This window comes from Aeromicrobium duanguangcaii, assembly GCF_024508295.1.
Taxonomy (GTDB): Bacteria; Actinomycetota; Actinomycetes; order Propionibacteriales; family Nocardioidaceae; genus Aeromicrobium; species Aeromicrobium duanguangcaii.
Genome location: NZ_CP101990.1, coordinates 614,820 through 637,939, shown reverse-complemented (window position 1 = coordinate 637,939; position 23,120 = coordinate 614,820). Strand labels below are relative to the sequence as shown.

Annotated in this window: 16 protein-coding genes and 1 tRNA gene; 2 read left to right on the top strand and 15 right to left on the bottom strand. The window is 69.4% G+C overall.

All coding sequences use genetic code 11. The annotated features are described in order from the left end of the window. Nucleotides 1–9 precede the first annotated feature (9 nt). From NP095_RS03185 to NP095_RS03160, 6 genes are all read right to left on the bottom strand, one after another. Complete coding sequence (locus NP095_RS03185; RefSeq protein ID WP_256766114.1) at nucleotides 10–2,277, bottom strand: right-handed parallel beta-helix repeat-containing protein; 2,268 nt, start codon at nucleotides 2,275–2,277, stop codon at nucleotides 10–12. A 222-nt stretch (nucleotides 2,278–2,499) separates the two neighbouring features. Beyond that, nucleotides 2,500–4,974 carry a right-handed parallel beta-helix repeat-containing protein gene (locus NP095_RS03180; protein ID WP_232419599.1) on the bottom strand — a complete coding sequence of 825 codons (2,475 nt, stop codon included), beginning with the start codon at nucleotides 4,972–4,974 and terminating at the stop codon, nucleotides 2,500–2,502. Between the two features lie 309 nt (nucleotides 4,975–5,283). Further along, nucleotides 5,284–6,348 (bottom strand): glycosyltransferase family 4 protein, encoded by a 1,065-nt coding sequence (locus NP095_RS03175; RefSeq protein ID WP_232419600.1) that lies wholly within the window; start codon nucleotides 6,346–6,348, stop codon nucleotides 5,284–5,286. Continuing rightward, a complete protein-coding gene (locus NP095_RS03170; RefSeq protein WP_232419601.1) occupies nucleotides 6,332–7,228 on the bottom strand; it encodes a hypothetical protein in 897 nt (298 codons plus the stop codon). The genes NP095_RS03175 and NP095_RS03170 overlap by 17 nt, the downstream gene beginning before the upstream one ends. Beyond that, nucleotides 7,225–8,328: a Gfo/Idh/MocA family protein gene (locus NP095_RS03165; protein WP_232419602.1), complete on the bottom strand. Its 1,104-nt coding sequence runs from the start codon at nucleotides 8,326–8,328 to the stop codon at nucleotides 7,225–7,227. The genes NP095_RS03170 and NP095_RS03165 overlap by 4 nt, the downstream gene beginning before the upstream one ends. Continuing rightward, nucleotides 8,325–9,464 (bottom strand): DUF1972 domain-containing protein, encoded by a 1,140-nt coding sequence (locus NP095_RS03160; RefSeq protein ID WP_232419603.1) that lies wholly within the window; start codon nucleotides 9,462–9,464, stop codon nucleotides 8,325–8,327. Before NP095_RS03160 ends, NP095_RS03165 begins: the two co-directional genes overlap by 4 nt. A gap of 215 nt (nucleotides 9,465–9,679) precedes the next feature. Here NP095_RS03160 and NP095_RS03155 point away from each other — a divergent pair, with 215 nt between their 5' ends. After that, the gene (locus NP095_RS03155) at nucleotides 9,680–10,255 is read left to right on the top strand and encodes a DUF4352 domain-containing protein (protein WP_232419604.1); all 576 of its coding nucleotides are present in this window, start codon (nucleotides 9,680–9,682) and stop codon (nucleotides 10,253–10,255) included. An 18-nt stretch (nucleotides 10,256–10,273) separates the two neighbouring features. Here the strand turns inward: NP095_RS03155 and NP095_RS03150 are convergent, their stop codons facing one another. The 3 genes from NP095_RS03150 to NP095_RS03140 form a co-directional block, all read right to left on the bottom strand. Then, on the bottom strand, nucleotides 10,274–11,554 hold the full coding sequence (locus NP095_RS03150; RefSeq protein ID WP_232419605.1) for a hypothetical protein: 1,281 nt from the start codon (nucleotides 11,552–11,554) through the stop codon (nucleotides 10,274–10,276). 45 nt (nucleotides 11,555–11,599) lie between these two features. Further along, on the bottom strand, nucleotides 11,600–16,240 hold the full coding sequence (locus NP095_RS03145) for a PKD domain-containing protein (RefSeq protein ID WP_256766113.1): 4,641 nt from the start codon (nucleotides 16,238–16,240) through the stop codon (nucleotides 11,600–11,602). 196 nt (nucleotides 16,241–16,436) lie between these two features. Next, complete coding sequence (locus tag NP095_RS03140) at nucleotides 16,437–17,456, bottom strand: glycosyltransferase (protein WP_232417445.1); 1,020 nt, start codon at nucleotides 17,454–17,456, stop codon at nucleotides 16,437–16,439. An 85-nt stretch (nucleotides 17,457–17,541) separates the two neighbouring features. On the opposite strand from NP095_RS03140, the gene NP095_RS03135 reads away from it, so the two are divergent. Then, complete coding sequence (locus tag NP095_RS03135) at nucleotides 17,542–18,741, top strand: glycosyltransferase (protein WP_232417446.1); 1,200 nt, start codon at nucleotides 17,542–17,544, stop codon at nucleotides 18,739–18,741. Nucleotides 18,742–18,744: 3 nt separating this feature from the next. Here NP095_RS03135 and pth read toward each other — a convergent pair whose 3' ends face one another. From pth to NP095_RS03105, 6 genes are all read right to left on the bottom strand, one after another. Continuing rightward, a complete protein-coding gene (gene pth / locus NP095_RS03130) occupies nucleotides 18,745–19,311 on the bottom strand; it encodes an aminoacyl-tRNA hydrolase (protein WP_232417447.1) in 567 nt (188 codons plus the stop codon). After that, nucleotides 19,311–19,946: a 50S ribosomal protein L25/general stress protein Ctc gene (locus NP095_RS03125; protein ID WP_232417448.1), complete on the bottom strand. Its 636-nt coding sequence runs from the start codon at nucleotides 19,944–19,946 to the stop codon at nucleotides 19,311–19,313. Before NP095_RS03125 ends, pth begins: the two co-directional genes overlap by 1 nt. Nucleotides 19,947–20,107: 161 nt before the next feature. Continuing rightward, nucleotides 20,108–20,476, bottom strand: coding sequence for a hypothetical protein (locus tag NP095_RS03120; RefSeq protein ID WP_232417449.1), 369 nt, complete (start codon nucleotides 20,474–20,476; stop codon nucleotides 20,108–20,110). Nucleotides 20,477–20,486: 10 nt separating this feature from the next. Beyond that, nucleotides 20,487–21,425 carry a ribose-phosphate diphosphokinase gene (locus NP095_RS03115; protein WP_255668979.1) on the bottom strand — a complete coding sequence of 313 codons (939 nt, stop codon included), beginning with the start codon at nucleotides 21,423–21,425 and terminating at the stop codon, nucleotides 20,487–20,489. A gap of 22 nt (nucleotides 21,426–21,447) precedes the next feature. Continuing rightward, nucleotides 21,448–22,899, bottom strand: coding sequence for a bifunctional UDP-N-acetylglucosamine diphosphorylase/glucosamine-1-phosphate N-acetyltransferase GlmU (glmU, locus tag NP095_RS03110; protein ID WP_232417452.1), 1,452 nt, complete (start codon nucleotides 22,897–22,899; stop codon nucleotides 21,448–21,450). Nucleotides 22,900–22,956: 57 nt separating this feature from the next. After that, a tRNA-Gln gene (locus NP095_RS03105) sits at nucleotides 22,957–23,035 on the bottom strand. Nucleotides 23,036–23,120: the final 85 nt, after the last annotated feature.

Genomic DNA, 23,120 nt, shown 5'->3' with positions numbered 1-23,120 from the left:
GGTGCGGGGTCAGTCGATCCGACCGACCCGGAGCGTGCCGCCAGCAACGCCGATCACCGACGCCACCGCGGACGGGATCGGCACCCCGGCATTCGGCAGCGACGCGGGCAGCCCACCAAGAAGCTCGGTGCCCGAGGTCTCCTGGCCGCCGACGGCGGTGCGGAACGCGGTGAGTGAGCCGTAGTTGGTCCTGACGCCCTTGCCGCCCGACCAGCGGATGAGCTCCTTGGGAGCCGTGGCGCTGGTGCGCTGGTAGATGTTGCCGTCGACCTTGGCCATCTGCGCCCCGGTGCGCGAGTCGGAGTCGTTCAGCAGGCAGAACACACCACACCAGCCACCCTTCTGCCCACCGATGACGTTGTTCTTCATCTCGATGTTGAAGACCTCCCACGTGACCGTCGGGTCCGGCTTCGGCTGACGCGGGTCATAGCCGTAGGGCGCCGAGTTCAGATCCTTCGCGTTGCGGGGGGTGTCGTGGATCCGGACCGGGTCGGTGCCGCCGATGATCGTGTTGTTCCAGATCTGCGCGTCGCCGGAGTCGAGCAGGAACAGACCCTGAACGCCGTTGCCGACGATGCGGTTGTTGATCACCTGCAGCTTCTGCGACAGCTCGAGGATCACTCCGTCGTCGGAGTTGCCCGAGACGTCGTTGTTCCAGATCTTGATGTCGTGGTTCGACACGTCGAACCAGATGCCGTTGGCGTGGTTGTTGCTGAACACGCTGTCCTTGATCACGCCGCCACGGGTGGTGTGAGCCTTGATGCCCGCGGCCACCGGCGCCGGATTGAACCGCTCACGGTTGTTGCGCTCCACCCGCACCCGATCGATCATCAGGTTGTTCGTCTTGGACGTCTCGATGCCGTTCAGGCCGTTGTCCGAGCTGGTCACCTTGCGCAGCGTGATGTTCGAGCCCAGCAGCGCAATGCCCTGCGTGGCGCTGTCACTGACGATCACGTTCTCCGCCGTCTGGTCCGAAGCCCACAAGCGCAGCACGCCCTTGTCCGACACCGAGTTCGCGAACCGGAACAAGCCGATCCCCTTGACCGACGAGCCCGGCGCGGTCGCCGTCAGGCCGAGGACCAGGTCACTGGCGCGGACGGTCCTGCCCGCAGGATCGGAACCGATGACCAGCTCGTCGCGGGCATAGTCGGCATAGAACGTGCCGGCCTTGACCAGATCACGTGACTTGACCTGCTGCAGCGGCTTGCCGTCGACGAACACCTGGTCCGGATGCGCGGCCATCGGATAGGCCGGGTTCACGAACTGCCACCCCGGCTCCGTGCCATCAGCCTTGCCACGGGTATAGGTGGGGCTCCTGTCGAACTCGGCGGTCCACCCCGAGCGCACCCACGTGCTGCCGGACTTCGCCCAGCCGGTCACGACCTGCGACCCGTCCAGCCACGCTGCCTCACCCGGGTAGTTCTGGATGTGCAGCGCCTTGTGCCCCGGCATCATCACCGACTCGCGGTACTCGCCACCACGCAGCACGATCGTGCCACCGGCCGGAGTCACCGAGGTGGCCCGCGTGATCGTCCTCAACGGAGCCGCCTGCGTGCCCTTGCCCGCATCCGAACCCGACGGCGACACGAACACCGCACCAGCCGGCACCGGATAGCTCGCCTCGCCCAACGCGACAGATCCCGCGTCACTCGACCCACCACTCGGCACAGGAACCGACGGCGACGGAGTCGGAGACGGGACGGCGGTCGGCTCGGGACCCGGCGCGGCCGACGGCTCAGGACCCGGAACAGCCGACGGCTCAGGACCCGGCGCCGGGGCTTCGGTGGGACGCGGTGCCGGCTGGGCGGGCTTGCGGGTCACGATGCCGCGCACTGAGACGACGCGGGAGCGAACGGCTCTGATCCGCGTGACCTTCGTGGCCGGACGGATCTTCGTCGTCGGTGCCACGGCGCGGTAGCGCCACGTGCCCTTCGGGACCCTGAGGGTGACCCGCGTGGTCCGCTTCACGGTACGGGTGGCGACCGTGCGCCAGACCCGCTTGCGCGGATCCCAGCGTTGGATGCGCACGGGCCGCTTGACGTTGGTGCCGTTGGTGACGCGGAAGGGGACGCGGGAGCCGGGCGAGACCTTCGAACGCGACACGGCGAGACGGAGCTTCGGAGCCTGGGCTTGCTTCACCGCAGCGGCGGGGGTCACCCCCGAGGCGATCTGGCCGCGGGCAGGGGCAGCCTGGGCCGACGGCGCTGCGAACGCGAGGAGGCACGCCACGAGGATGCTGACGCTGAAGAGACAGCCCGTGGTCCGGGGGGGACGCATGCGACGAGTGTGACATGTGTTAATGAGGGGATACAAGTGGTTTGCAGGACGCGTGCGGCGTCGAGATTGCTTCCGATTGCGGGCGAAATCCGATCGGGGCTCGGTGGTGGTGGTCGGCCGAACGACTGGCGGGCAGGCGGAACAGCGAGCGGCCTCGCGCTGGCAGTGCGCGAGGCCGCTCGTCGGAGGTTCCGGCGCGGGTGACCCGCGACGGGTGTGGGGTCAGTCGATCTGACCGACTCGTACGGTGCCGTGAGGGACACCGATCACCGAAGCGACCGATGCCGGGATCGGAACCCCCGCCTTGGGCAGCACCGACGTCAACATCGACGTCAGCGCCGACACCGTGGTGGCGACCTCGGTGCCCGAGGTCTCCTGGCCGCCGACGGCGGTGCGGAACGCGGTGAGTGAGCCGTAGTTGGTCCTGACGCCCTTGCCGCCCGACCAGCGGATGAGCTCCTTGGGAGCCGTGGCGCTGGTGCGCTGGTAGATGTTGCCGTCGACCTTGGCCATCTGCGCCCCGGTGCGCGAGTCGGAGTCGTTCAGCAGGCAGAACACACCACACCAGCCACCCTTCTGCCCACCGATGACGTTGTTCTTCATCTCGATGTTGAAGACCTCCCACGTGACCGTCGGGTCCGGCTTCGGCTGACGCGGGTCATAGCCGTAGGGCGCCGAGTTCAGATCCTTCGCGTTGCGGGGGGTGTCGTGGATCCGGACCGGGTCGGTGCCGCCGATGATCGTGTTGTTCCAGATCTGCGCGTCGCCGGAGTCGAGCAGGAACAGACCCTGAACGCCGTTGCCGACGATGCGGTTGTTGATCACCTGCAGCTTCTGCGACAGCTCGAGGATCACTCCGTCGTCGGAGTTGCCCGAGACGTCGTTGTTCCAGATCTTGATGTCGTGGTTCGACACGTCGAACCAGATGCCGTTGGCGTGGTTGTTGCTGAACACGCTGTCCTTGATCACGCCGCCACGGGTGGTGTGAGCCTTGATGCCCGCGGCCACCGGCGCCGGATTGAACCGCTCACGGTTGTTGCGCTCCACCCGCACCCGATCGATCATCAGGTTGTTCGTCTTGGACGTCTCGATGCCGTTCAGGCCGTTGTCCGAGCTGGTCACCTTGCGCAGCGTGATGTTCGAGCCCAGCAGCGCAATGCCCTGCGTGGCGCTGTCACTGACGATCACGTTCTCCACCGTCTGGTTCGCGGCGTAGAGACGCAGCACGCCCTTGTCCGGGACGGAGTTGGCATACCGGAAAACACCGATGCCACGCACGGTCGACCCCGGAGCAGTCGCCGTCAGGCCGAGGACCAGGTCACTGGCGCGGACGGTCCTGCCCGCAGGATCGGAACCGATGACCAGCTCGTCGCGGGCATAGTCGGCATAGAACGTGCCGGCCTTGACCAGATCACGTGACTTGACCTGCTGCAGCGGCTTGCCGTCGACGAACACCTGGTCCGGATGCGCGGCCATCGGATAGGCCGGGTTCACGAACTGCCACCCCGGCTCCGTGCCATCAGCCTTGCCACGGGTATAGGTGGGGCTCCTGTCGAACTCGGCGGTCCACCCCGAGCGCACCCACGTGCTGCCGGACTTCGCCCAGCCGGTCACGACCTGCGACCCGTCCAGCCACGCTGCCTCACCCGGGTAGTTCTGGATGTGCAGCGCCTTGTGCCCCGGCATCATCACCGACTCGCGGTACTCGCCACCACGCAGCACGATCGTGCCACCGGCCGGAGTCACCGAGGTGGCCCGCGTGATCGTCCTCAACGGAGCCGCCTGCGTGCCCTTGTTCGAGTCCGAACCCGACGGCGACACGAACACCGCACCAGCCGGCACCGGGTATCGGGCCTGGCCCAGCGGCACCGATCCGGCGTCCGACGCGCTCGAGCCGCTCTCCGTTGCCGGGACCGTCGGCGCGGGAGCCGGGGTCGGCGTGGGGGCGGGCGTCGACGCGGGAGCCGCAGTTGGCGTGGGTACGGGCGTCGGCCTGGGAGCCGCCGTCGGCGTGGGCGCCGGGCTGGGCGCAGGCGCGGTGGCGGCCTTGGCCGTCCAATCGTCCACCAGGAGCTTCGTCCGCGGCGAACCCGACGAGAGGTAGGTCTCGAGCCGGACCGGTCCGGCCGACTCGATGCGCGAGGCGCTGGCGTCCTGCTGCTTCAGCTGGACGGTCTGGCCGCCGGGAGCCGTGACCCGGCCCTCCAGCGTGACCGGGTCGGTGCCGGTCACCGTCAAGGTCGAGGTGACGCGCTCCCCGGCCGCCACGGTCCACGACGAGGACTGGGTGGCGAGCATGGAGACGGCGCGACCCGCCGTCATCCGGTCCAGCGACACCGCCACGCGACCGTTCGCGGCGAACCGCGTGACGAGCCGGTAGGCGCCGGACGAGCCGACGCGCGTGTGCAGAGTCGGGCCGATGCCGTTGCCCTTGGCCGGCATCGCTTCGACCGCGAACCTCGCCGACGTCGTGACGTCACGGAAGTCGACGCCCGCCTCGACGAGCGACCCGGTGCCGCTGGCGAGATCGACGACGCCCTGGCTGCCGTTGGTGCTCAGCACCCCGCGCGGGGTGCCCCACGGGTACTTGTAGTCCAAGCCCGAGGTCGATCGTCCCCAGCCGTTCGCGACGGTACGGGTGAAGTCGTCCTCCAACTCGGCCGTGGCGCTGGACGCCGAGACGACGACCGTGCTCACCAGCAAGGCCGTACCCGCCAGGACCACCCGCCTCACGACCCTGGTGCGGGGGCCTTCCCGCATTGGCTCCGGGGTCCGTCGGCGGTGACCGACTGAGCTGGCGGACGCGACCGCGTCCTGGGTGGGTCGGCGTGCAGGGATCGAGAAGCGCACTGAGTGCCTCCAGTGGTGTGAACCACGTTGTCGTGCGGCAACATCGGGGGACGCTACCGGGCAGCAACCGCCAGCCCCCGAATGGCAGGAGGATCACAAAACCTTCGCAAGAATATAGAACCGCGACGGGAACCCCAAACTACGGCGTGATGAAGATCATGTTTCGAGATTCTGTCGGGCTTTCCAGATCGATTCGCGCAGGTTGCGCGCACAGTTGTGCCACGTCGGGAACAAGCCGCGCACGTCGAGGCGGTCACGCGGCGCGGACCGCACCGCCTCGGCCACGGCCTCCACGTCGTGAGGGTCGACGTAGATCGCGTGGTCGCCCAGGTTCTCGCGGAACACCGCGATGTCGCTGACCACGACCGGGGTACCGAAATGGGCGGCCTCGACCGGGGGCAGCCCGAAGCCCTCGTCGAGCGCCAGGCAGACGAACAGGTCCGCGTTCGTGTAGAGCCAGGCCAGTTCGGCATCGGAGACTCGCGGCACGAAGCGGATGAGTCCCTGCTCGACCGCCCACGCGGTCCCGGCCGGCAGGTCGGCGGACCGGCCGTCCTCACCACCGACCACGACGAGGGGGCGCTGCGGGGTCAGTCGCCCGGACGCGAGAGCGCCCGACAGCGCGATTCCCAGGTTCTTGCGCACGTTGAGCCGGCCCACCGTGAGAACGAACCCGTCGAGACCGCGTGCGACCTCGGGCATCACCGGGTCAGCGTCGGTCAGGGCGCTGGCCACCGCGAGGCCGACGGGCTCCACCCGGCGCAGGCGCGGGTTGTGGTCGCGGATACGGCGCGCCTCGTTCTGCGAGGACGTCACGACCAGGTCGGCACCGCGGGCGAAGAACGGGATCAGCCAGAAGTACGCGCGCTCCGGTCGGGTGAACCACTCGGGGTTCGTCTGGTACATCACGTCGTGAACGAAGATCGCCGACCACACGCCCGGGGGCGCGAAGTTCTGCGTGTATGCGAGGTCCACGCCGTGCCGGCGGGCGTGGAAGGCGTACTGCGTCAGAGTCGCGATGCCGTGCGGCCGCCCGAAGATCCGCACCTGCCGGCACCCGGGGAACTCCGCCGCCACGGCCGCGCGATCGCGCGGCCGCACCGCCAGGACGAACTCGTCCTGGGGGAACTCGTCGCGCCAAGCCCGCAGGATCTCGCGGACGACCACCCGCCCTGAAATCGGCCCGGACGTCCACCAGTAGGTGTCATACAGGACGCGCATCGACCCGAGCGTCCCCCCAGAACGTGTCCACCAGCTCGCGGGTGGCACGGATGTTGGCCCGGCTCGAGGCGCCGAAGACGATCGACTCCACGCCCGGCTGGGTGCACACCCATTCGATGGCCTCGCGCGGCGCGATGGCTCCCGAGGCCAGGACCGACATCGCGACGAAGCGCACATCCCCGCTCTCGAGCATCGCTCGGTAGGCGTCCTGGCCCCCCGACATCCGAAAGCCGATCTTGTTGTAGTTGGCGCAGATGAGCGGCCGCTCGAGACCGAGTCCGGCCAGACGCGACGCCAGCAGGGGCGCGTTCATCGTGATGAACCCCGGCTCGGCCCCGTACTTCGACCGGACGTGATCGTGGAAGATGCGGAACGCCTCGTCGAAGTGCAGCCCGAGCAGCAGGTCGACCACCACGTTCTGCAGCCAGATGACCGGAGTGGACAACCCGGCGAACATCTTCATCTCCGCGTCCACCAGCAGCGTGATGATGCCCTCGATGTCCTTGCGTGCGAACGACTTCCCGCCCCGGAAGGCCGCGTCGAGGAACCCGTCATCGGGCAGAAAGCGCTTGATCGCGCCGATCATGCCGTCCTCGGTGACGGCGTTGGCGTACTTGTGCGCGTACGGCATGCAGGGGAAGAACCTGAAGTCGCCGTAGCGGTCGGGGTGCGCGCGCACATGGTCGGCGATCTGGGCCACCCGGTCGTGCGTGGTGCACATGAAGGTGTGGATGCCTTCGTCGTACGCCGCGTCGAGCACGGACTGCACCGCGCCGATGTCCTGGAAGCGCATCTGCTGTGCACGCGCCTTCTCCTCGGACATGTGGTTGACGCCGAAGAACTGGTTGTCCCCGAACAGGAGCCTGTCGATCGTGGTCATCGGATCGCCTTCCGTCGCCGCCACCGCGCCCACCATCGGGGTGCCGCGGCTCCGTTCACGGGTGCGAGGGCGGCGGCGTCGTCTCCGGCGCCCTCGGGTCGCAGCAGGGCCTGGATCGCCACGTCCGTCGCGGCAGCCGAGGCGAAGTCGTTCTCCCCCGCCACGGCTCCCTCTCCGATGCGCCGGACCCAGGCGTCGAGCTGGGCCGAGTACTCCTCGCCGCGCAGGTAGAACTCGACCGGCTCGCTGAGCTCGGTCGTGTACCTGACATTCCAGCCCTCCTGGTAGCCGCTGCCCGTAGGCGCCCCGGCCCGCAGGTACAGCTGGACCTCCTGGCGGTCGGCGTTGAGTCGTCCGCCGGTCCCCCAGATCGTGAACTTCGTGGTCATCTTGCGCTGCGACTCGTCGCTCCAGTTGACCGAGAGGTGCGCGGTGGTGCCGTCGCCGAACCACAGGTTGCTGTAGACCTCATCGTCGGTCTGGCGCGAGAAGACCTGGCCCAGCACCGAGCCCGCAGAGCGGGTCACATCGCCGAAGTACCAGTTGAGCAGGTTGAGCGGGTGCGCCGCGTAGTCGTAGAGGGCGCCACCGCCCTCGGACTTCTGCGTGCGCCACGTGGAGCCCTGCGGCTTGAGCACCACGGGCCCGTAGGACTCGGCCAGCACGTGCGTGACCCTGCCCAGCAGCCCCGCGTCCAAGATCGACTTGACCTCCTGGAACGCCGCCACGAAGCGGTTGTGGTACCCGACCTGGCCGACGAGTCCGCGCTCGCGGAAGAGCTCCGCCAACGCCAGCGACTCACTCGCCTCGGTCGTGAACGGCTTCTCGCAGAAGACGTGGAGCCCGGCCTCCGCGCACTGGCGCACGAGAGGCGCGTGCGAGCGGGTGGGCGTGGCCAACACGACCGCGTCCAGCTGCGCCGACTCGATCATCTCGTCCACGGTCGAATACGTCGGGAACCCCGAGTACTTGCCCAGGACCGAGAGCACGTAGCCCGACTGGTCGCACACGCCGGCGATCTCCACGTCGGGGTGCGCGCCGAGGATGGACAGATGGGAGATCCCCATCTTCCCCGCGCCGACGACTCCGATCCTTGTCATACTCCACTCCTCCCGAGCCGGCGTCGTCCCCCGACGCGCGGCAAGAACTGCTCCAGCAACGACTCGTACTGCCCGGCCACGTGCGCCCAGGTGAACTCCTGCCGGTGGCGGTCGCGGGCGTTCCTGGCGAGCTCGCCAGCCCGTTCCGGCGAGTCGAGTAGCGTCCCCAATGCTGCGTCGACGTCGTCGCCGGTGCGGAAGTACAGCGCGGCGTCCTGCGCCACCCAGCGGTTGTAGACGTTGTCGTGGGCCACGATCGGGTTGCCGCAGCCCATCGCCTCGACCAGCGAGGGATTGGTGCCGCCGACCGTGTGGCCGTGCAGGTAGCCGCGGCTGTGGAAGCGCAGCGCCTGCACCTGCTCAGGCGCATAGATCGGGCCCAGGAAGCGCACGCGCGGGCCGGCCGCGTCGAGCACCTGCGCATGATAGGGATCACTCCGGTCGTAGGCGCCCAGGATGGCCAGGTCCACACCGCGGTCGCGGCGCGAGAAGCCCTCGACCAGCTCGAGGATCGAGTTCTCCGGGATGGGCCGGGCGATGAGCGTGAGGTACGTGCCCGGCGTCAGGCCGTGCTCGGCCGGGATCGCCGGGTCGGCCTCGGTGACCGTGGCCGCGCCGTACGTGATGGTCGTGATCTTGCGGTCCTTGGCGCGCGTGCGCAGGTAGGTCGCGATCTCGGGGTGGTCCGCGATCAGGTGGTTCCCCACGTAGCAGGCGATCCGCTCGTTGATCCACAAGATGGCCTGCTTGGCCTTGCCCCAGCGCGAGCGCGACCACTCGATGCCGTCCATGTTGATGACGTTCGGGATGCCCTTGAGTCGCTGCCACGTGTTGAAGATGGCCGTGTTGTAGCCGAACGTGAGGCACAGGTCGTCGAAGCGGGCTGCGTGCCGGATCGAGATCAGGTCGAAGCGCGACGTGCCCTTCCAGCTGCGGTCCGGCAACGGGATCTTCACCCGCGTCATGCCGCGCCACGTGTCCTCGGTGATGCCGTCGCCCTCGTCGACCTGGCAGTAGACGATGACGTCCCAGCCTTGGTCGACGAGATGGAGGGCGACGTTCTCGGCCGCGGTCTCGAATCCGCCATAGTTGCCGGGTACTCCGTGGGTCCCCAAGATCCTGACGCTGCGGCGCATGAGTGGTGGAACCCCCTTGGGTACGGAGCCACGATCGTAGCGATCTGGTAGCCCCGCCCGGGGCCAAACGGCAAACCTGTGAAGCATGGGACCAATGGGGCTCGTTGGATCTGCTCAACTCCTCACGGATGCCCGCCACGCCTGACAGAATCGAGGCCGACGGATCCCGGCTGAGTACTCGCCCGGCGGTCCGGAACGGGTGAGGAGTCGAGCCGATGACACGTAAGCGCACCCTTCTGGTCACCGCCGTGGTGGCCGTGGTCGCCGTGGTGGCCGTGGTCGCCGCGATCCTGCTGGTCAGTCGCGGCGACGGCGACGCCGGCGGCACGCCCACCGATCGCGAGACGGTCGCCGCCCCCGGCGGGGGCCGGATCGACGAGACCGTGGAGCCCGCTCCCACGGCGTCGACCCGCACGGCCGCGCCGGACGAGTCGGTCACCCTGCCCGGCGGGCTCGAGGTCGAGATCGCGCGCACCAGCACGAAGAAGGTCAAGCCCGGCGGCCCCGGTGAGGTCGGCGGCAACGCGGTCATCGCCCGCGTCCGGATCACCAACGGAACCGACGAGGCCGTGAGCCTCGACGGCGTCACCGTGACCCTGATCTACGGCGCCAACCAAGTAGCCCAGCCCTTGACGTCGGACCCGTACTCCCCCTTCAGCCGCACCGTCGAGCCCGGCAAGAAGGCCGACGGGCTGTACGTGTTCCGGGTGCCGAAGAATCGCAGCTCCGACGTGACGATCACGGTGCAGCCGGAGCCGGGCGGCGACGTCGCCCGATTCGGCGACCGGTGACGCGCGCCGGCGCCCGACTCACGACCGTAGGACGGGCACCGGCTCCGCCACGCTCTCGTGACGGCGGAGCTGCTCCGCCGCACACGCCAGCCCGAACACGAACCAGACGAAGACCGCGTACTGCGTGATCAACGCGACCGTCAGGAGCGCGGGCACCTGCGCCACGAGAGCCGCGGTCGGCACGCTTCCGCGACCGGAGACCAGAGCGACAGCGCCCAGCGCGAACAGGCAGGTCACGAGGCCTACCGTCAGCCATCCGTAGCTGAGCCCGAACACCAGGAACTGGTTGTCGATCGACTGGAACCCGCCGACGCTGGCGGTACCGGTCGCGGACTCCTGGATGGCCGAGGACCGGCCCACCAGCTCGATCGAGCTGACCAAGCGCACGAGGTCTCCGCGGTACTCCGCGCTGGTGCTGGCCTCGTCGCCGGCCTCGGAGAAGACACCGAGGACGAACGGCGCCCCGGCCACGACGGCGACGACGAGGGCGGCCGCGAGGCCCGCGCGCAGCTGTTTGACCCGCGGCCGGCTGAGCATGACCACCGCCAGGATGAGGCCGACGAACAGGCTCACCAGCGCACCTCGGCTGAGCGTGACGGCGATGCCGGCCACCATGAGGGCGATGAGTCCCAGTCTCAGACGCCGGGACAGGTCGGCGTCCAACGTGAGCACCGCGGCCATCGCGAGCGAGTTGCCCAGTGCGATCGAGTGGCCGAAGGCACCCTCGGCGCGACTCAGCCCCGATCGCTCCTGGATGGGCGCCCAGGTCGCCCACGCCCCGTTCTGCGGACCCCAGGACGCCAACGCATGCCATCCGGTCTGGAACTCGACCACGGCCAGCAGCGCCACGACGCCGAAGATCACTGCGATCGCCGCATAGAGCCACCCAGGGTCGACGGCCAGCAGGGCGAGGCGCCCGGCAACGAAGGCGGTACACCAGATGACGAAGACGCCCAGGAAAGAGTTCAGCGTCAGGAAGCCGAAGAGCATGGGGCCGGCCGCCGCGACGACGAGGAAGCCGGCGAGCAGGTCGGGCAGTCCCCACTCCATGCGCGGGCGGCGGGCGGCCAAGCCGATCACGGTCAGACCCGCCACGGCGCTGGCCAGCGTCGGGCGGATGAAGCCCAGGGGTAACTCGATCCAGGTGGGCACGAACGCGATCACCAGCAAGAACGCCACGATCGCGGCGCGCGGCGCCTTCTGCACCAACAGCACCAAGCCGAGCCCGACGATGGCGGCCGCGCCGAGCGTGGCGAGGGTCGCAACGGGCAACGCGGGCACCCCCATCGACTCGTCCACGGGGTGCAGGCGTCGCCTGCACCCCGTCAGACTAGTCGCCGCAGGTCACTCAACGGCCAGATTGTCGACAGCCCACGTGAGCGGGCCGTTCGACACGGCGCCGTTGGCGTAGAAGGAGTAGCCGACCTGACCGGGAGCCTGCAACGCGGCGGTCGCGTCGTTGGTGGAGGCCCGCCACGCGGTCGGCTCGGCCGCACCAGCCGGCCACACCTTGGTCCGCAGCGTCGTCGAGCCGCCGCTGGTGACCGTCTCGACCCTCACCTTCAGCTCCGCACCCGCGGCTTGGGTGAAGCCAGCGAGGGTGCCACCATCGGCCAGCAGCGTCTCGGTCGTGCCGATGTTCTTCGTCAGCCACACCGTGACCGTGCCGTCCGCCAGGTAGCGCAGCTTCACCCGGTACTCACCGGTCGAGTTGCGGTGCACCCAGTAGTTGAACTGCGCCACGCCGCCGGCCACCGGCTTGTCCACCGCCACCGAGAAGGTCGACGCCGCATCGCCGACCCCGACGGGCAGCAGGGTCGATCGGGTCACCGTCGCCGGCACCGACACCTTGCCGACGCCGTCCGAAACCGAGAACCCGGCCGTCCCCGACCATGCTCCGCCCACGTCAGCCGCACCCCAGCCCGTGCCGACCGACCGGCCGAACGCGTCGGTCGCCTTCAGGCTGGTCGGCTTGACGAGGACCTGCCGGGTCGCCGTCGCCGTGCCGCCCAGGCTGTCGTTCACCGTCAGCGTCACCGTGTAGGTGCTGGCCGCCTCGTACGTGTGGTTCGCCGTGACGCCCGTGCTCGGTGCCGAACCGTCGCCCCAGTCCCAGGAATACGTCAGGGTCGCATCGTCGGTGGCGCTCGACGCCGTGGCATCCGCTGCCACGTTCATCTCCGCAGCCGTGACGTCGAATGCGGCTGTCGGGTTCGCATGGGCCACCGTGACCGACTTCGTGACCGGTTCAGACTGTGCACCCTCACTGTCAGTGACGACCAGCCGCACCTGATACGTGCCCGGCTCGTCGTAGCGATGCGTGGGCGTGCGTTCCGTCGACGTCGACCCGTCGCCGAAGTTCCAGGCGTAACTCGCGACCGTGGCGCCCTGCGACGTGTTCACCGACGGGTCCACCGCGAGGGTGAGCCCAGTCGACTCGTGCGTGAAGTTCGCGACCGGCGCCTCATGCACCGGCTTCTCGCCCCGCACGGCCAGATTGTCGACAGCCCACGTGAGCGGGCCGTTCGACACGGCGCCGTTGGCGTAGAAGGAGTAGCCGACCTGACCGGGAGCCTGCAACGCGGCGGTCGCGTCGTTGGTGGAGGCCCGCCACGCGGTCGGCTCGGCCGCACCAGCCGGCCACACCTTGGTCCGCAGCGTCGTCGAGCCGCCGCTGGTGACCGTCTCGACCCTCACCTTCAGCTCCGCACCCGCGGCTTGGGTGAAGCCAGCGAGGGTGCCACCATCGGCCAGCAGCGTCTCGGTCGTGCCGATGTTCTTCGTCAGCCACACCGTGACCGTGCCGTCCGCCAGGTAGCGCAGCTTCACCCGGTACTCACCGGTCGAGTTGCGGTGCACCCAGTAGTTGAACTGCGCCACGCCGCCCGCCACCGGCTTGTCCACCGCCACCGAGAAGGTCGACGCCGCATCGCCGACCCCGACGGGCAGCAGGGTCGATCGGGTCACCGTCGCCGGCACCGACACCTTGCCGACGCCGTCCGAAACCGAGAACCCGGCCGTCCCCGACCATGCTCCGCCCACGTCAGCCGCACCCCAGCCCGTGCCGACCGACCGGCCGAACGCGTCCGCGGCGAACGTTGCCGAGCCCTTGACGGTCACGTCGTGCTTCACCGGGGCCGAGACCGCACCGAGGCTGTCCGTCACCCGCAGGGTCACCTCGTACGTGCCGTCCTCGTCGTACTCGTGGACCGGCGTCGCCTGCGTCGACGTGGCGCCGTCACCGAAGTCCCACGCGTGGCCGACGATCGTGGCGCCGCTGCTCGTGGTCGTCGGCGACGGGTCGAAGCCGACCTCGAGGCCCGTGGCCGTGGCCGTGAAGTCGGCGACCGGCGCGCGGTGGACATTCACGTTCTGCGTGACCTGCGACGTCGAGTTGCCACTGTCGGTCACCGTCAGCGTCACGGCGTACGTACCGGCCTCGTCGTACGTGTGGGACGGGGTCGCCCCGGTGCCGGTGGTGCCGTCACCGAAGTCCCACGCGTAGCCGGTGATCGTCCGGTTGCCCGAGGCCGTGGAGCCCGAGGCGTCGAATGCGACCTGCGCGCCGTCGACCGACGAGGCGAATGCGGCGACCGGAGGCGTGGCTCCGACGCCGCGGTCGCGGTGGTCGGTCACCTGGGCCGGCGTGAGCGCGTACGGGTACAGCGCGAACTCATCGATCGAGCCGGTGAACCACTGGTTCGAGGGACGGTTCGGGAACCCGCTCGTGTTGTCGCCGCCGAGGCGGACGCGCGCGTTGAACGCGCGACGGCCGTACCGGTTGTTCTGGTCGGACGCGACCGTCCGGCCGTCGACGTAGATCCGCGTGCCGTCCAGACTCTGAGTCACCGCGACGTGGTGCCACTCGTTGTCGTTGAACGACTCCTCGGTGGAGGTCGTGCGCCACACGCCGAAGTAGCTGGCGAAGTTCAGCCGGCCGTTGTTACTCATGTAGAGCGACCGGTCGTAGGTGCTCGAACTGCCGCTGGCGCTGTTGCCGAGGCTCGCCAGGACACCGCCGTTGGTCGCGTTCGTGCGGAACCACATCTCGTAGCTCAGCTCGTTCGGCACCGGGATCGTCGAGCTGGAGGACGCCCGCGACAGCGAGGTGCCCGTGAAGCGCGTGCCGTTGTCGCCGTCGCCGGCCAGCGCGCCGGCCACGTTCGACATCGACCCGCCCGAGCCGTTGACCGTACCCATCACGTCGGTCAGCGAAGTACCGGTGCCCATCCGGTAGTAGACGAGTGGACGGGTGTCGGCGGTCGCGGCCGCGTAGCCCTCCAGGGTCGGCGAAGAGCGGGTCGTCACCGAGGCCTGGGCACTGTCGGCGACGTTGCCGTCGCTGTCGATCGTCCTGACCTGGTACGAGACGGACTGGCCCGGGGTGGCTTCGGGGTCCGTCGCCGAGACGACCGAGGGGCTCCAGAAGATCGCCTTCTGCTTGACCGTCGCGAACGGGCGGGACTGCCCGACGCGGCGGAACTCGTAGGTCAGCGACGAGTTGTCGCGGTCGTTGTTCGTCGGGATCGTGACGATGTTCGCGCCGCGGCGCACCGACTTGACGGTGGGCGTCCACGAGGAGCCGCTGAGCAGCGGACGGGTCTGGGACCCGCCGGCCGGCGCCTTCGCGAAGCGCACGAGGCCGTGGTTGGCGCGGTTGTTCACGCCGGTGAACTCGCCGCCGACCGCGATGAAGTCCTCGTTGCCGACGATCGACCAGCCGGCCTGGCCGCTGCCGGACGCTTTGCCGACCAGCCATTCCGGGAACCAGTCGTACTCTGCAGGGGCGGGCTTGCCCGACCAGTCGAGGTAGATGTCACTGACGGTCTCAGGCCGGATCACCTTGCCGACGGCCTCAGTGGTGTACGCCGAGGCGTGCCGTGTGTGGTCACCGTTGGACGGCCCGTTGCGAATGCCGCCGATCGAGTCGCACGAGTGCTCGTGGCTGGTGGTGTATACGGAGTCGCCGTCGCTGTGGATCGCGTAGTGGTCACCGTGGCAGTCGGCGATCCAGCGCACCGCGCCCGATCCGGCCTCGGCGGCGAACGTGCCCTCGAGGTTGCCCGTGGCGGTGTTGGCCGACACCCAGCCGGTGCCGTAGACGCCGTTCTCGTCGGCGCTCAGGCCCCAGATGCCCGCGTTGCCGGCGTTGGAGCCGGTGGCGAGACCGTTCTTGACGACGTCCGCCACGGCGAACGGCAGCTTGGCGCCCGTCTGGAGGTCGAGGGCCGCCAGGCCACGCTGGGCGGTGGTGTTCACATTCGCGAACCGGCCGCCGATGATGAGCTGGCCGGTGGGGTCGAGCGCCATCGCGTCGACCTGCAGATCGGTGGTGGGCGCCCAGCCCAGCAGCGAGCCGGACGGGGAGAACGCGGCGAGGTTCCGGCGGCTCACGCCGTTGCCCGCGCTGAACAGGCCGCCGACGTAGACGGCCTCGTTCGTGGCCACGATCGCGTTCACGTACGCGCCACCGACCGCGGCGGTGAATCCCGGGATCAGATCCCCGGTCTGGGCGTCGAACGCCGCGAAGTTGAAGCGGTCGGATCCATTGGCGACCGTGAAGGTGCCGCCGACGTAGACTCGGGCGCCGTCGGGCGAGGCCGCCACGGCCTTGACCACGCCGTTGACCGAGGGGTTCCACGACGTCATGACGCCCGTGCGGATGTCGAACGCAACGAGGTTGCCGCGCTCGGTGAGGTTCGTGTTCTCGGCCGTTCCCGCGGGATGGACGTGGGAGAACTTGCCGCCGGCGTAGACGGTGTTCCCGATCATCGCCTGGGCCCACACCATCGACGAGCTGCCGTTGACCTGCACCGTGCCCAGCGGGTCGGCAGTCACGACAGGCTTGCCCGCGCGCTCTCGCAGCATGGGCGCCTGGTCCCGGTCGTCGGCGGCCTGCGCCGGAGCCAGGAACGCCGGCAGGACCGCGAATGAGAGGGACAGCACAGCGACCGCGGCGACAACACGCGACAGGGGGACACGCATGACAGGACTCCGAGCTCCGAGTGATCCGATGACGTTCCAGCAGGGCTGGGACGCTCATTCGATAGTTCCATCGAGACGCATGTCGTACGGAAAAATACTGAAATTACAGGCTAAAGCGCGGTCCCACAAGGAACATGCGACCCTGTGATCACGTCAGTCACACAGTTCACGAGATCGCCCGACTCGGCGACCCCGCTCAGCCCTCCAACGCGAGCCGATAGGCCGCGACGTGACGCGGTCCGGCCTGCGACCAGTCCCGCCGGTCGAGGTCGGGACGGCCTCCGCCCTGCTGGGCCTTGAGCACCGCGGCCTCGACGTCGGCGGCGGTGAGGTCGCCCTCGTACCGCAGCACCCAGCCGGGCCCCACCTCGGCGTCGAGCGCCCGGTTGAACGCGTTGTCCGGCACCAGGACCGGACGGTCGAACGACAGCGCGGCCAGCACGCTGCCGGAGTTGTGCATCTCGGGGTACGGCAGCACCACCACGGTCGCCTCCCCCGCCTCGCGGGCCAGGTCGGGGTCCTCGACGAACCCCAGCTCCAAGCCGATCCGCGGGTCGGCCTGGGCCAGCTCGCGCAGCCGGCCGGCGAGCTCGTCCGAGCTGGGGCTGCCCACGACCCGCAGGGTCCAGTCGGGGCGGTCCTCGATCGCGGTGAACGCCTCGATCAGCCCCTCGACGTTCTTGTAACGGCGGATCTTGCCGAAGAACACCACGCGACCCGCGACCGGGTCGGGCACGTCGTACTTGGCGAACCACCGCCGGTAGTCGCCGTGCTCGATGAGCACGGACGGCTGGTCCGCCGGGACGGGCGTGAACTCGTTGAGCACGATGCGGACCCGCGTGAGCCGCTCGGTCCAGCGCAGCAGCGACCGGTCGACCCGACTGATGCCTTGCGGCAGGTCGACGTTGTGGACCGTGCGCACCACCGGGACGCCGGTCAGCTGCAGTCGCAGCAGGAAGAGCGCGTAGAGCACACGTCGTCCGAGCGTGGACACGGCTCCGCGCTGCTCGATGAGCGACTCCGGCCAGTGTGCGTGGAAGACGTCGACGGGTCCGGTCAGCGCACCCTTCCACGTCCACGGGCTCGGCGTGACGCCCTCGGTCTCGGCGAGGCTGTCACGCAGTTGGGTGATGTAGGGGTTGGTGCGGGGCGTGGGCTCCTTGAAGGACATCATGACCCGCAGGTGCGTGGGCCGACTCCGGCGCTGAAGTCTCACTCAGGACCGCTCCTTCGTTCGTATACTTGCCTGCCACCGGACATCGCGGCGCCCGCTCGCCGCACACTGCCAGGACTGAGGGGTCATGAGGATACTCGTCTGCACGCCCCATGTGCCGTTTCCTCCGCGAGGAGGCGGACGCGCCGACATCTGGCGCCGGATCGAGGCGTTCACCGCCCTCGGCCACGACGTGATGCTGCTGCACCAGCACGAGCCCTCCGGACCCCTCGCCCCGACCGCGGACCAGTTCGCGCAGATGGACGAGGTCCTGTCGGCACGCTCCTCCTATCCCCTGCGGCGCCACCCGCTGCGCACCCTGGCCCAGCTGGCCGGAATGGCCCGGCTGCCGTGGCGCGTCGCGAAGGCCGAACCGGCACCGCAGGACCGCGAGCGGGTCGACCGAGAGGTCCGGGCGTTCGCGCCGGACCTGGTCTGGCTCGACGGCCCGTGGCTCGGCCGGCTGGCGCGGCAGGTCAGCGCCGAGACCGGCGCCCGGATCGCCTACCGCTCGCACAACGTCGAGCACGTCTACCTCCTGCGCCAGGCGCGCGCCGCGAAGCGTCTTCGGCACCGCATCGCCTGGCGCGTGGCCACGATCGGCCTGCGCCACTACGAGCAGAACCTCATGCGCGAGTCCGCGTTCGTGCTCGACATCTCCCTCGACGACCTCGCGTTCTGGCAGTCGCAGGGCGTGGAGCGGATCGGCTGGTTGCCACCGCTGCCCGAGCTTGCCCTCACCGAGCCGCCGGAGCACCACGTCCCGTCCGATCTGCTCTTCGTCGGCGGCCTGCGCTACCCCAACAACGTCCACGGCGTGCGCTGGCTCGTCGACGAGGTCATGCCCCTCGTCCTGGCCGAGCGTCCCGAGCTGACACTGTCGGTGGTCGGGTCGAGCCCATTGGAGGACCTGCGCCGCGACCTCGCCGCCCACCCGAACGTTTCGACCCACTTCGACGTCGACTCGGTCAATCCCCACCTGTTCGGCGCGCGGGTGCTGGTCAACCCTGTCTCGATCGGCAGCGGGGTGCAGTTGAAGATGCTCGACATGCTGATGACGGACGCGCCGATCGTCACGCGCAGCCTCGGCGTGCGCGGGCTCCCGCCGGAGTGCGTCGCGGAGTTCACGGTGGCGGACGGGGCGCCGGCGTTCGCGCGGGCGATCCTCGATCACCTCGAGACATCCCACGTGGACCCCGCGACACGCGCGGCGGCGCGGGAGTTCTTCACGGTCTCGGCCGTGGGCCGGGCGCTCGAGGCGGTCGCCGACGGCCAACGGTCGGCGTGACGCTCAGGAGTTGAAGGCGCTCTGCGTCTGCTGCAGGCCGACCGAGATCAGGCTCTCGACCGCGTCGGCGGCCTCCTGCGTGACGATGTCGGCCTCGGTGCGCTCGGTCTTGGCGAACGGCTTGAGCACGAAGTCGTGCACGGTCTGCTGGCCCGGTGGTCGGCCGATGCCGAAGCGCACGCGCAGGAAGTCGCCGGTGCCGATGGACTGGCGGATCGACTTCAGTCCGTTGTGGCCGTTGTCGCCGCCGCCCAGCTTGCAGCGCAACGAGCCCAGCGGCAGGTCCAGCTCGTCGTGGATGACGATCAGGTGGTCGGGGGTGACGTCGTAGTACTTGAGCAGGGCCGAGACGGCTCCGCCGCTCTCGTTCATGTAGGAGCGCGACCGTCCGAGGACGGCCCGCTGCCCCGAGAGCAGACCCGACACGACGTCGGCGCGGGCCGCCTTCAGAGACGAGAACCGGCCGCCCATACGGGCGGCCAGCTCATCGGTCACGTGATACCCGACGTTGTGCCGGGTGGCGGCATAGGACGAACCGGGGTTCCCCAGTCCGACAACCAACCAGGTCATCAGCCCTCGACGGACTCCGGCTCGGGCGTCTCGGACTCGTCGCGCTCGATGCCGGCCTCGGCCTCGGCACCCTCGAGCTCGGCGTCGACCTGCTCGGCCGTCGGCGCGTGCGTCAGGTTGAGGATCATGTAGTCGTCCTCGACCGCGAGCGAAGCGCCCTCGGGCAGGTCGAGGTCGGACGCCAGCACCTGTCCGCCAACCGCCAGACCGGCGACCGAGACCTCGATCTCGGTGGGGATGTGGGTGGCCTCGACCTCGAGGGAGACGCTGGCGTTCTCGGTGACGACCAGGACGCCCGGCTCGGGATCGCCGACGACGTTGATCGCGATGTCGACGGTGACCTTCTCGCCACGGCGGACGATGAGCAGGTCGACGTGCTCGATGAAGCCCTTGAGCGGATCGCGCTGGACGTCCTTCGGGATCGCGAGGTGCGTCTCGGAGTCCAGGTCGACGGCCAGCAGGGCGTTGGCGGTCTTGAGCGCCAGCATCGTCTCGTGGCCCGGCAGGGTCACGTGCACGGGATCGGTGCCGTGCCCGTAGAGGACGGCGGGAACCTTGTTCTCGCGGCGGATGCGGCGGGCGGCACCCTTGCCGAACTCGGTGCGCTGCTCGGCGGAAAGCTTGATCTCGGCCACGGGGAATTCTCCTTGGAAGGTCTGGGTCTGGTCTCGGCGCTCGACACAGCACTCCTGTGGAGCACCCTGTCGATCACGGTCCGCAAGGACCCTCGCCGAGGCAACCCCACGATTCTAGCCCACCGTCGCGGAAGACCTGAAATCGACTGCGGCTCCTGCGGTCAGGCCCACGCGCGGGTCAGCACGCTGTGCGTGGCCAGCGCCAGCACGGCCGAGACCAGGAGCCCGAAGAGTCCCAGCGACGACACGGTCAGCGCGCCACTGAGCAGGACGAGACCGGAGGCGAACATGATCGCGAGGGTGACGGGGTCGCCCACGCGCCCGTCCAGCCAGGAGATCGTCAGCCGGGCCAGGAAGACGATGACGACCGCCGCGAATGCCAGGGCCACGGCGAGCATGACCAGAGGCAGCACCGTGTTGGCGTCCAGTCCGCCCGAGAGCAGAGCCAGCACCAGCGCGCCGACGACCCCCACCACGGCGTAGGCGGCGGCGAGCCGGGCCATGGCCCGCAGCACGGAGCCGAGGGTCACGGCGCGACCGTCATTCGCTGAAGAGGCTCGTGACCGATCCGTCCTCGAACACGGCCGAGACCGCCTGCGCCAGCAGCGGCGCGATCGACAGGACGGTGAGCTTGTCGAAGCGCTGCGCCTCGTTCAGGGGCAGCGTGTTCGTGACGATGACCTCGGTCGCGACGGAGTTCTTGAGCAGCTCGACCGCCTTGCCGGAGAACACCGCGTGGGTGGCGGCGATGACGACCTCGGCAGCGCCGCCGGCCTTCAGGGCCTCGGCGGCCTGGCAGATCGTGCCGCCGGTGTCGATCAGGTCGTCGACCAGGATGCAGGTGCGGCCGGCCACGTCGCCGACGACACGGTTCGCCTTGGTGACGTTCGCCTGCGTGACGTCGCGCGTCTTGTGGATGAACGCCAGCGGCGCGTTGTCGAACTGACGCGCCCAGTGCTCGGCGACCTTGATACGGCCGGCGTCGGGCGAGACGACCGCGAGCGGCTTGTTGCCGTAGCGCTTGCGGACCTGGCGGGTCAGGATCGGCATGGCCAGCAGGTGGTCGACGGGTCCGTCGAAGAAGCCCTGGATCTGGGCGGTGTGCAGGTCGACCGTCATCAGGCGGTCGGCGCCGGCGGCGAGGAACAGGTCCGCCATGAGGCGGGCGCTGATCGGCTCGCGGCCGAGGTGCTTCTTGTCCTGGCGGGCGTAACCGTAGAACGGCAGCACGACGGTGATGCGCTTGGCCGAGGCGCGCTTGAGCGCGTCGATCATGATGAGCTGCTCCATGATCGCCTCGTTGATCGGGGCGCTGTGGCTCTGGATCACGAAGGCGTCGCAGCCACGGACCGACTCGTCGAAGCGGACGTAGATCTCGCCGTTGGCGAAGTCGTAGGCCGTCGTCGGGACGAGATTGACCTCGAGCAACTCGGCCACCTCGCGGGCCAACGTCGGGTGGGCGCGCCCCGAGAACAACATGAGGTTGCTCGTGGGCGTGCGCTTACTGAGGCTCTTGTTCGTCGCCACGGGTGCTCTCCTGCGTGTCTTGGTCCGCTGCGAGAGCGGACGGCGTGCCCGGCCGCCGACTCGCGACCCACCCCTCGATTGTCCTCTGTCCGGCCGCCGGCACGGCCAGCGCCCCCGGCGGCACGTCCTCGCGGACGACTGCTCCGGCGCCGGTGTGGGCCCCGTCACCGAGCTCGACGGGTGCGACGAAGACGTTGTGACAGCCCGTCTTGACGTGTCGGCCGATCGTCGTCCGGTGCTTCTGGACCCCGTCGTAGTTCGCCGTGATCGCGCCCGCGCCGAGGTTGGTTCCCTCGCCCACCTCGGCGTCGCCGATGTAGGACAGGTGGGGCACCTTGGCGCCGGGACCGATGTGGCTGTTCTTGATCTCGACGAACGTGCCGACCTTGGCGCCGTCGTCGATGACCGCTCCCGGCCGCAGGTACGCGAACGGACCGATCCTGGCGCCCGCGCCGATGGCCGAGTCCGAGCCGTGCGTGCGCTCGACGGTCGCGTCGTCACCGACCTCGATGTTGCGCAGCGTCGTGTCGGGACCGATCGTGACGCCCTCGCCGATGGTCGTGGCCCCCAGCAGCTGGGTGCCGGGCAGCAGCGTCGTGTCCCGGCCGATCGTCACGGCCGTGTCGATCCAGGTCGTCTCGGGATCGACGATCGTGACACCCTCGACCAGCCACCGGTCGACGATCCGCGCGTTGAGCTCACGGCCCAGCCGGACCAGCTGGCGGCGGTCGTTGACGCCCTCGGTCTGCCACACGTCCTCGAGCACGTGCGCGCCCACGGGAAGCCCTTCGGCGACGGCCTGGCCGACGATGTCGGTGAGGTACAGCTCGCCCTGGGCGTTCTCGGTGCTGAGCATCCGGACCGCGCGGTCGAGGAACGGGCCGTCGACGACGAGGATCCCGCTGTTCACCTCGCGCGTGGCGCGCTCGGCGTCCGTGGCGTCCTTGTGCTCGCGGATCGCGACGACCGAGCCGGCCTCGTCGCGCAGGATCCGCCCGTAGCCCGTCGGGTCCTGCGGCTCGGAGGTCAGGATCGTGACGGCGCGGCTCTCGGCCCGGTGCTCGTCCACGAGGCCGCGCAGGGTCTCGGCGGTCAGCAGCGGCACGTCCGCGTAGGTGACCAGATAGATGTCGGCGCTCGTGTCGAGCGCGTCGAGGGCGACGCGCACGGCGTGGCCGGTGCCCAGCTGCTCGGCCTGCACGGCGATCGTCGCGGACGGCTCCAGCTCCGCGACGGCGGCCTCGACCTGCTCGCGGTCGTGTCCGACCACGGTGACGATCCGGTCGACCCCGGCGCCGCGCACGGCGTCGAGGGCGTGGCCCAGCATCGGGCGGCCGGCGATCTCGTGGAGCACCTTGGCCCGGCGTGACTTCATGCGGGTCCCGGCGCCTGCGGCCAGGACGATCGCGATGACCTGCTCGCTCACATCACTCCTCGTGGCCGGCGGGGCCGGCTGGTTGCGATTCGCGGGGGACGCCGTCGGCTCCCCGGGTAGGAGTCGAACCTACGTCGCTAATCCTGATTCAAAGTCAGGCGGGCCCTGCCGACAGACCAACCGGGGACGGTCGTCTCAGGCTACCGGAGCCACTGCCGGCAGAGGCTGAGACCGGCGGTGACGCAACTATCTCTACATCAAGATTCTTGATG

Excerpts from the sequence above, each read along its gene's own strand:
- NP095_RS03185 (WP_256766114.1), bottom strand. The coding sequence starts at position 2,277 with ATGCGTCCCCCCCGGACCACGGGCTGTCTCTTCAGCGTCAGCATCCTC.
- NP095_RS03175 (WP_232419600.1), bottom strand. The coding sequence starts at position 6,348 with ATGCGCGTCCTGTATGACACCTACTGGTGGACGTCCGGGCCGATTTCA.
- NP095_RS03170 (WP_232419601.1), bottom strand. The coding sequence starts at position 7,228 with ATGACCACGATCGACAGGCTCCTGTTCGGGGACAACCAGTTCTTCGGC.
- NP095_RS03165 (WP_232419602.1), bottom strand. The coding sequence starts at position 8,328 with ATGACAAGGATCGGAGTCGTCGGCGCGGGGAAGATGGGGATCTCCCAT.
- NP095_RS03160 (WP_232419603.1), bottom strand. The coding sequence starts at position 9,464 with ATGCGCCGCAGCGTCAGGATCTTGGGGACCCACGGAGTACCCGGCAAC.
- NP095_RS03155 (WP_232419604.1), top strand. The coding sequence starts at position 9,680 with ATGACACGTAAGCGCACCCTTCTGGTCACCGCCGTGGTGGCCGTGGTC.
- NP095_RS03145 (WP_256766113.1), bottom strand. The coding sequence starts at position 16,240 with ATGCGTGTCCCCCTGTCGCGTGTTGTCGCCGCGGTCGCTGTGCTGTCC.
- NP095_RS03135 (WP_232417446.1), top strand. The coding sequence starts at position 17,542 with ATGAGGATACTCGTCTGCACGCCCCATGTGCCGTTTCCTCCGCGAGGA.
- pth (WP_232417447.1), bottom strand. The coding sequence starts at position 19,311 with ATGACCTGGTTGGTTGTCGGACTGGGGAACCCCGGTTCGTCCTATGCC.
- NP095_RS03115 (WP_255668979.1), bottom strand. The coding sequence starts at position 21,425 with ATGTTGTTCTCGGGGCGCGCCCACCCGACGTTGGCCCGCGAGGTGGCC.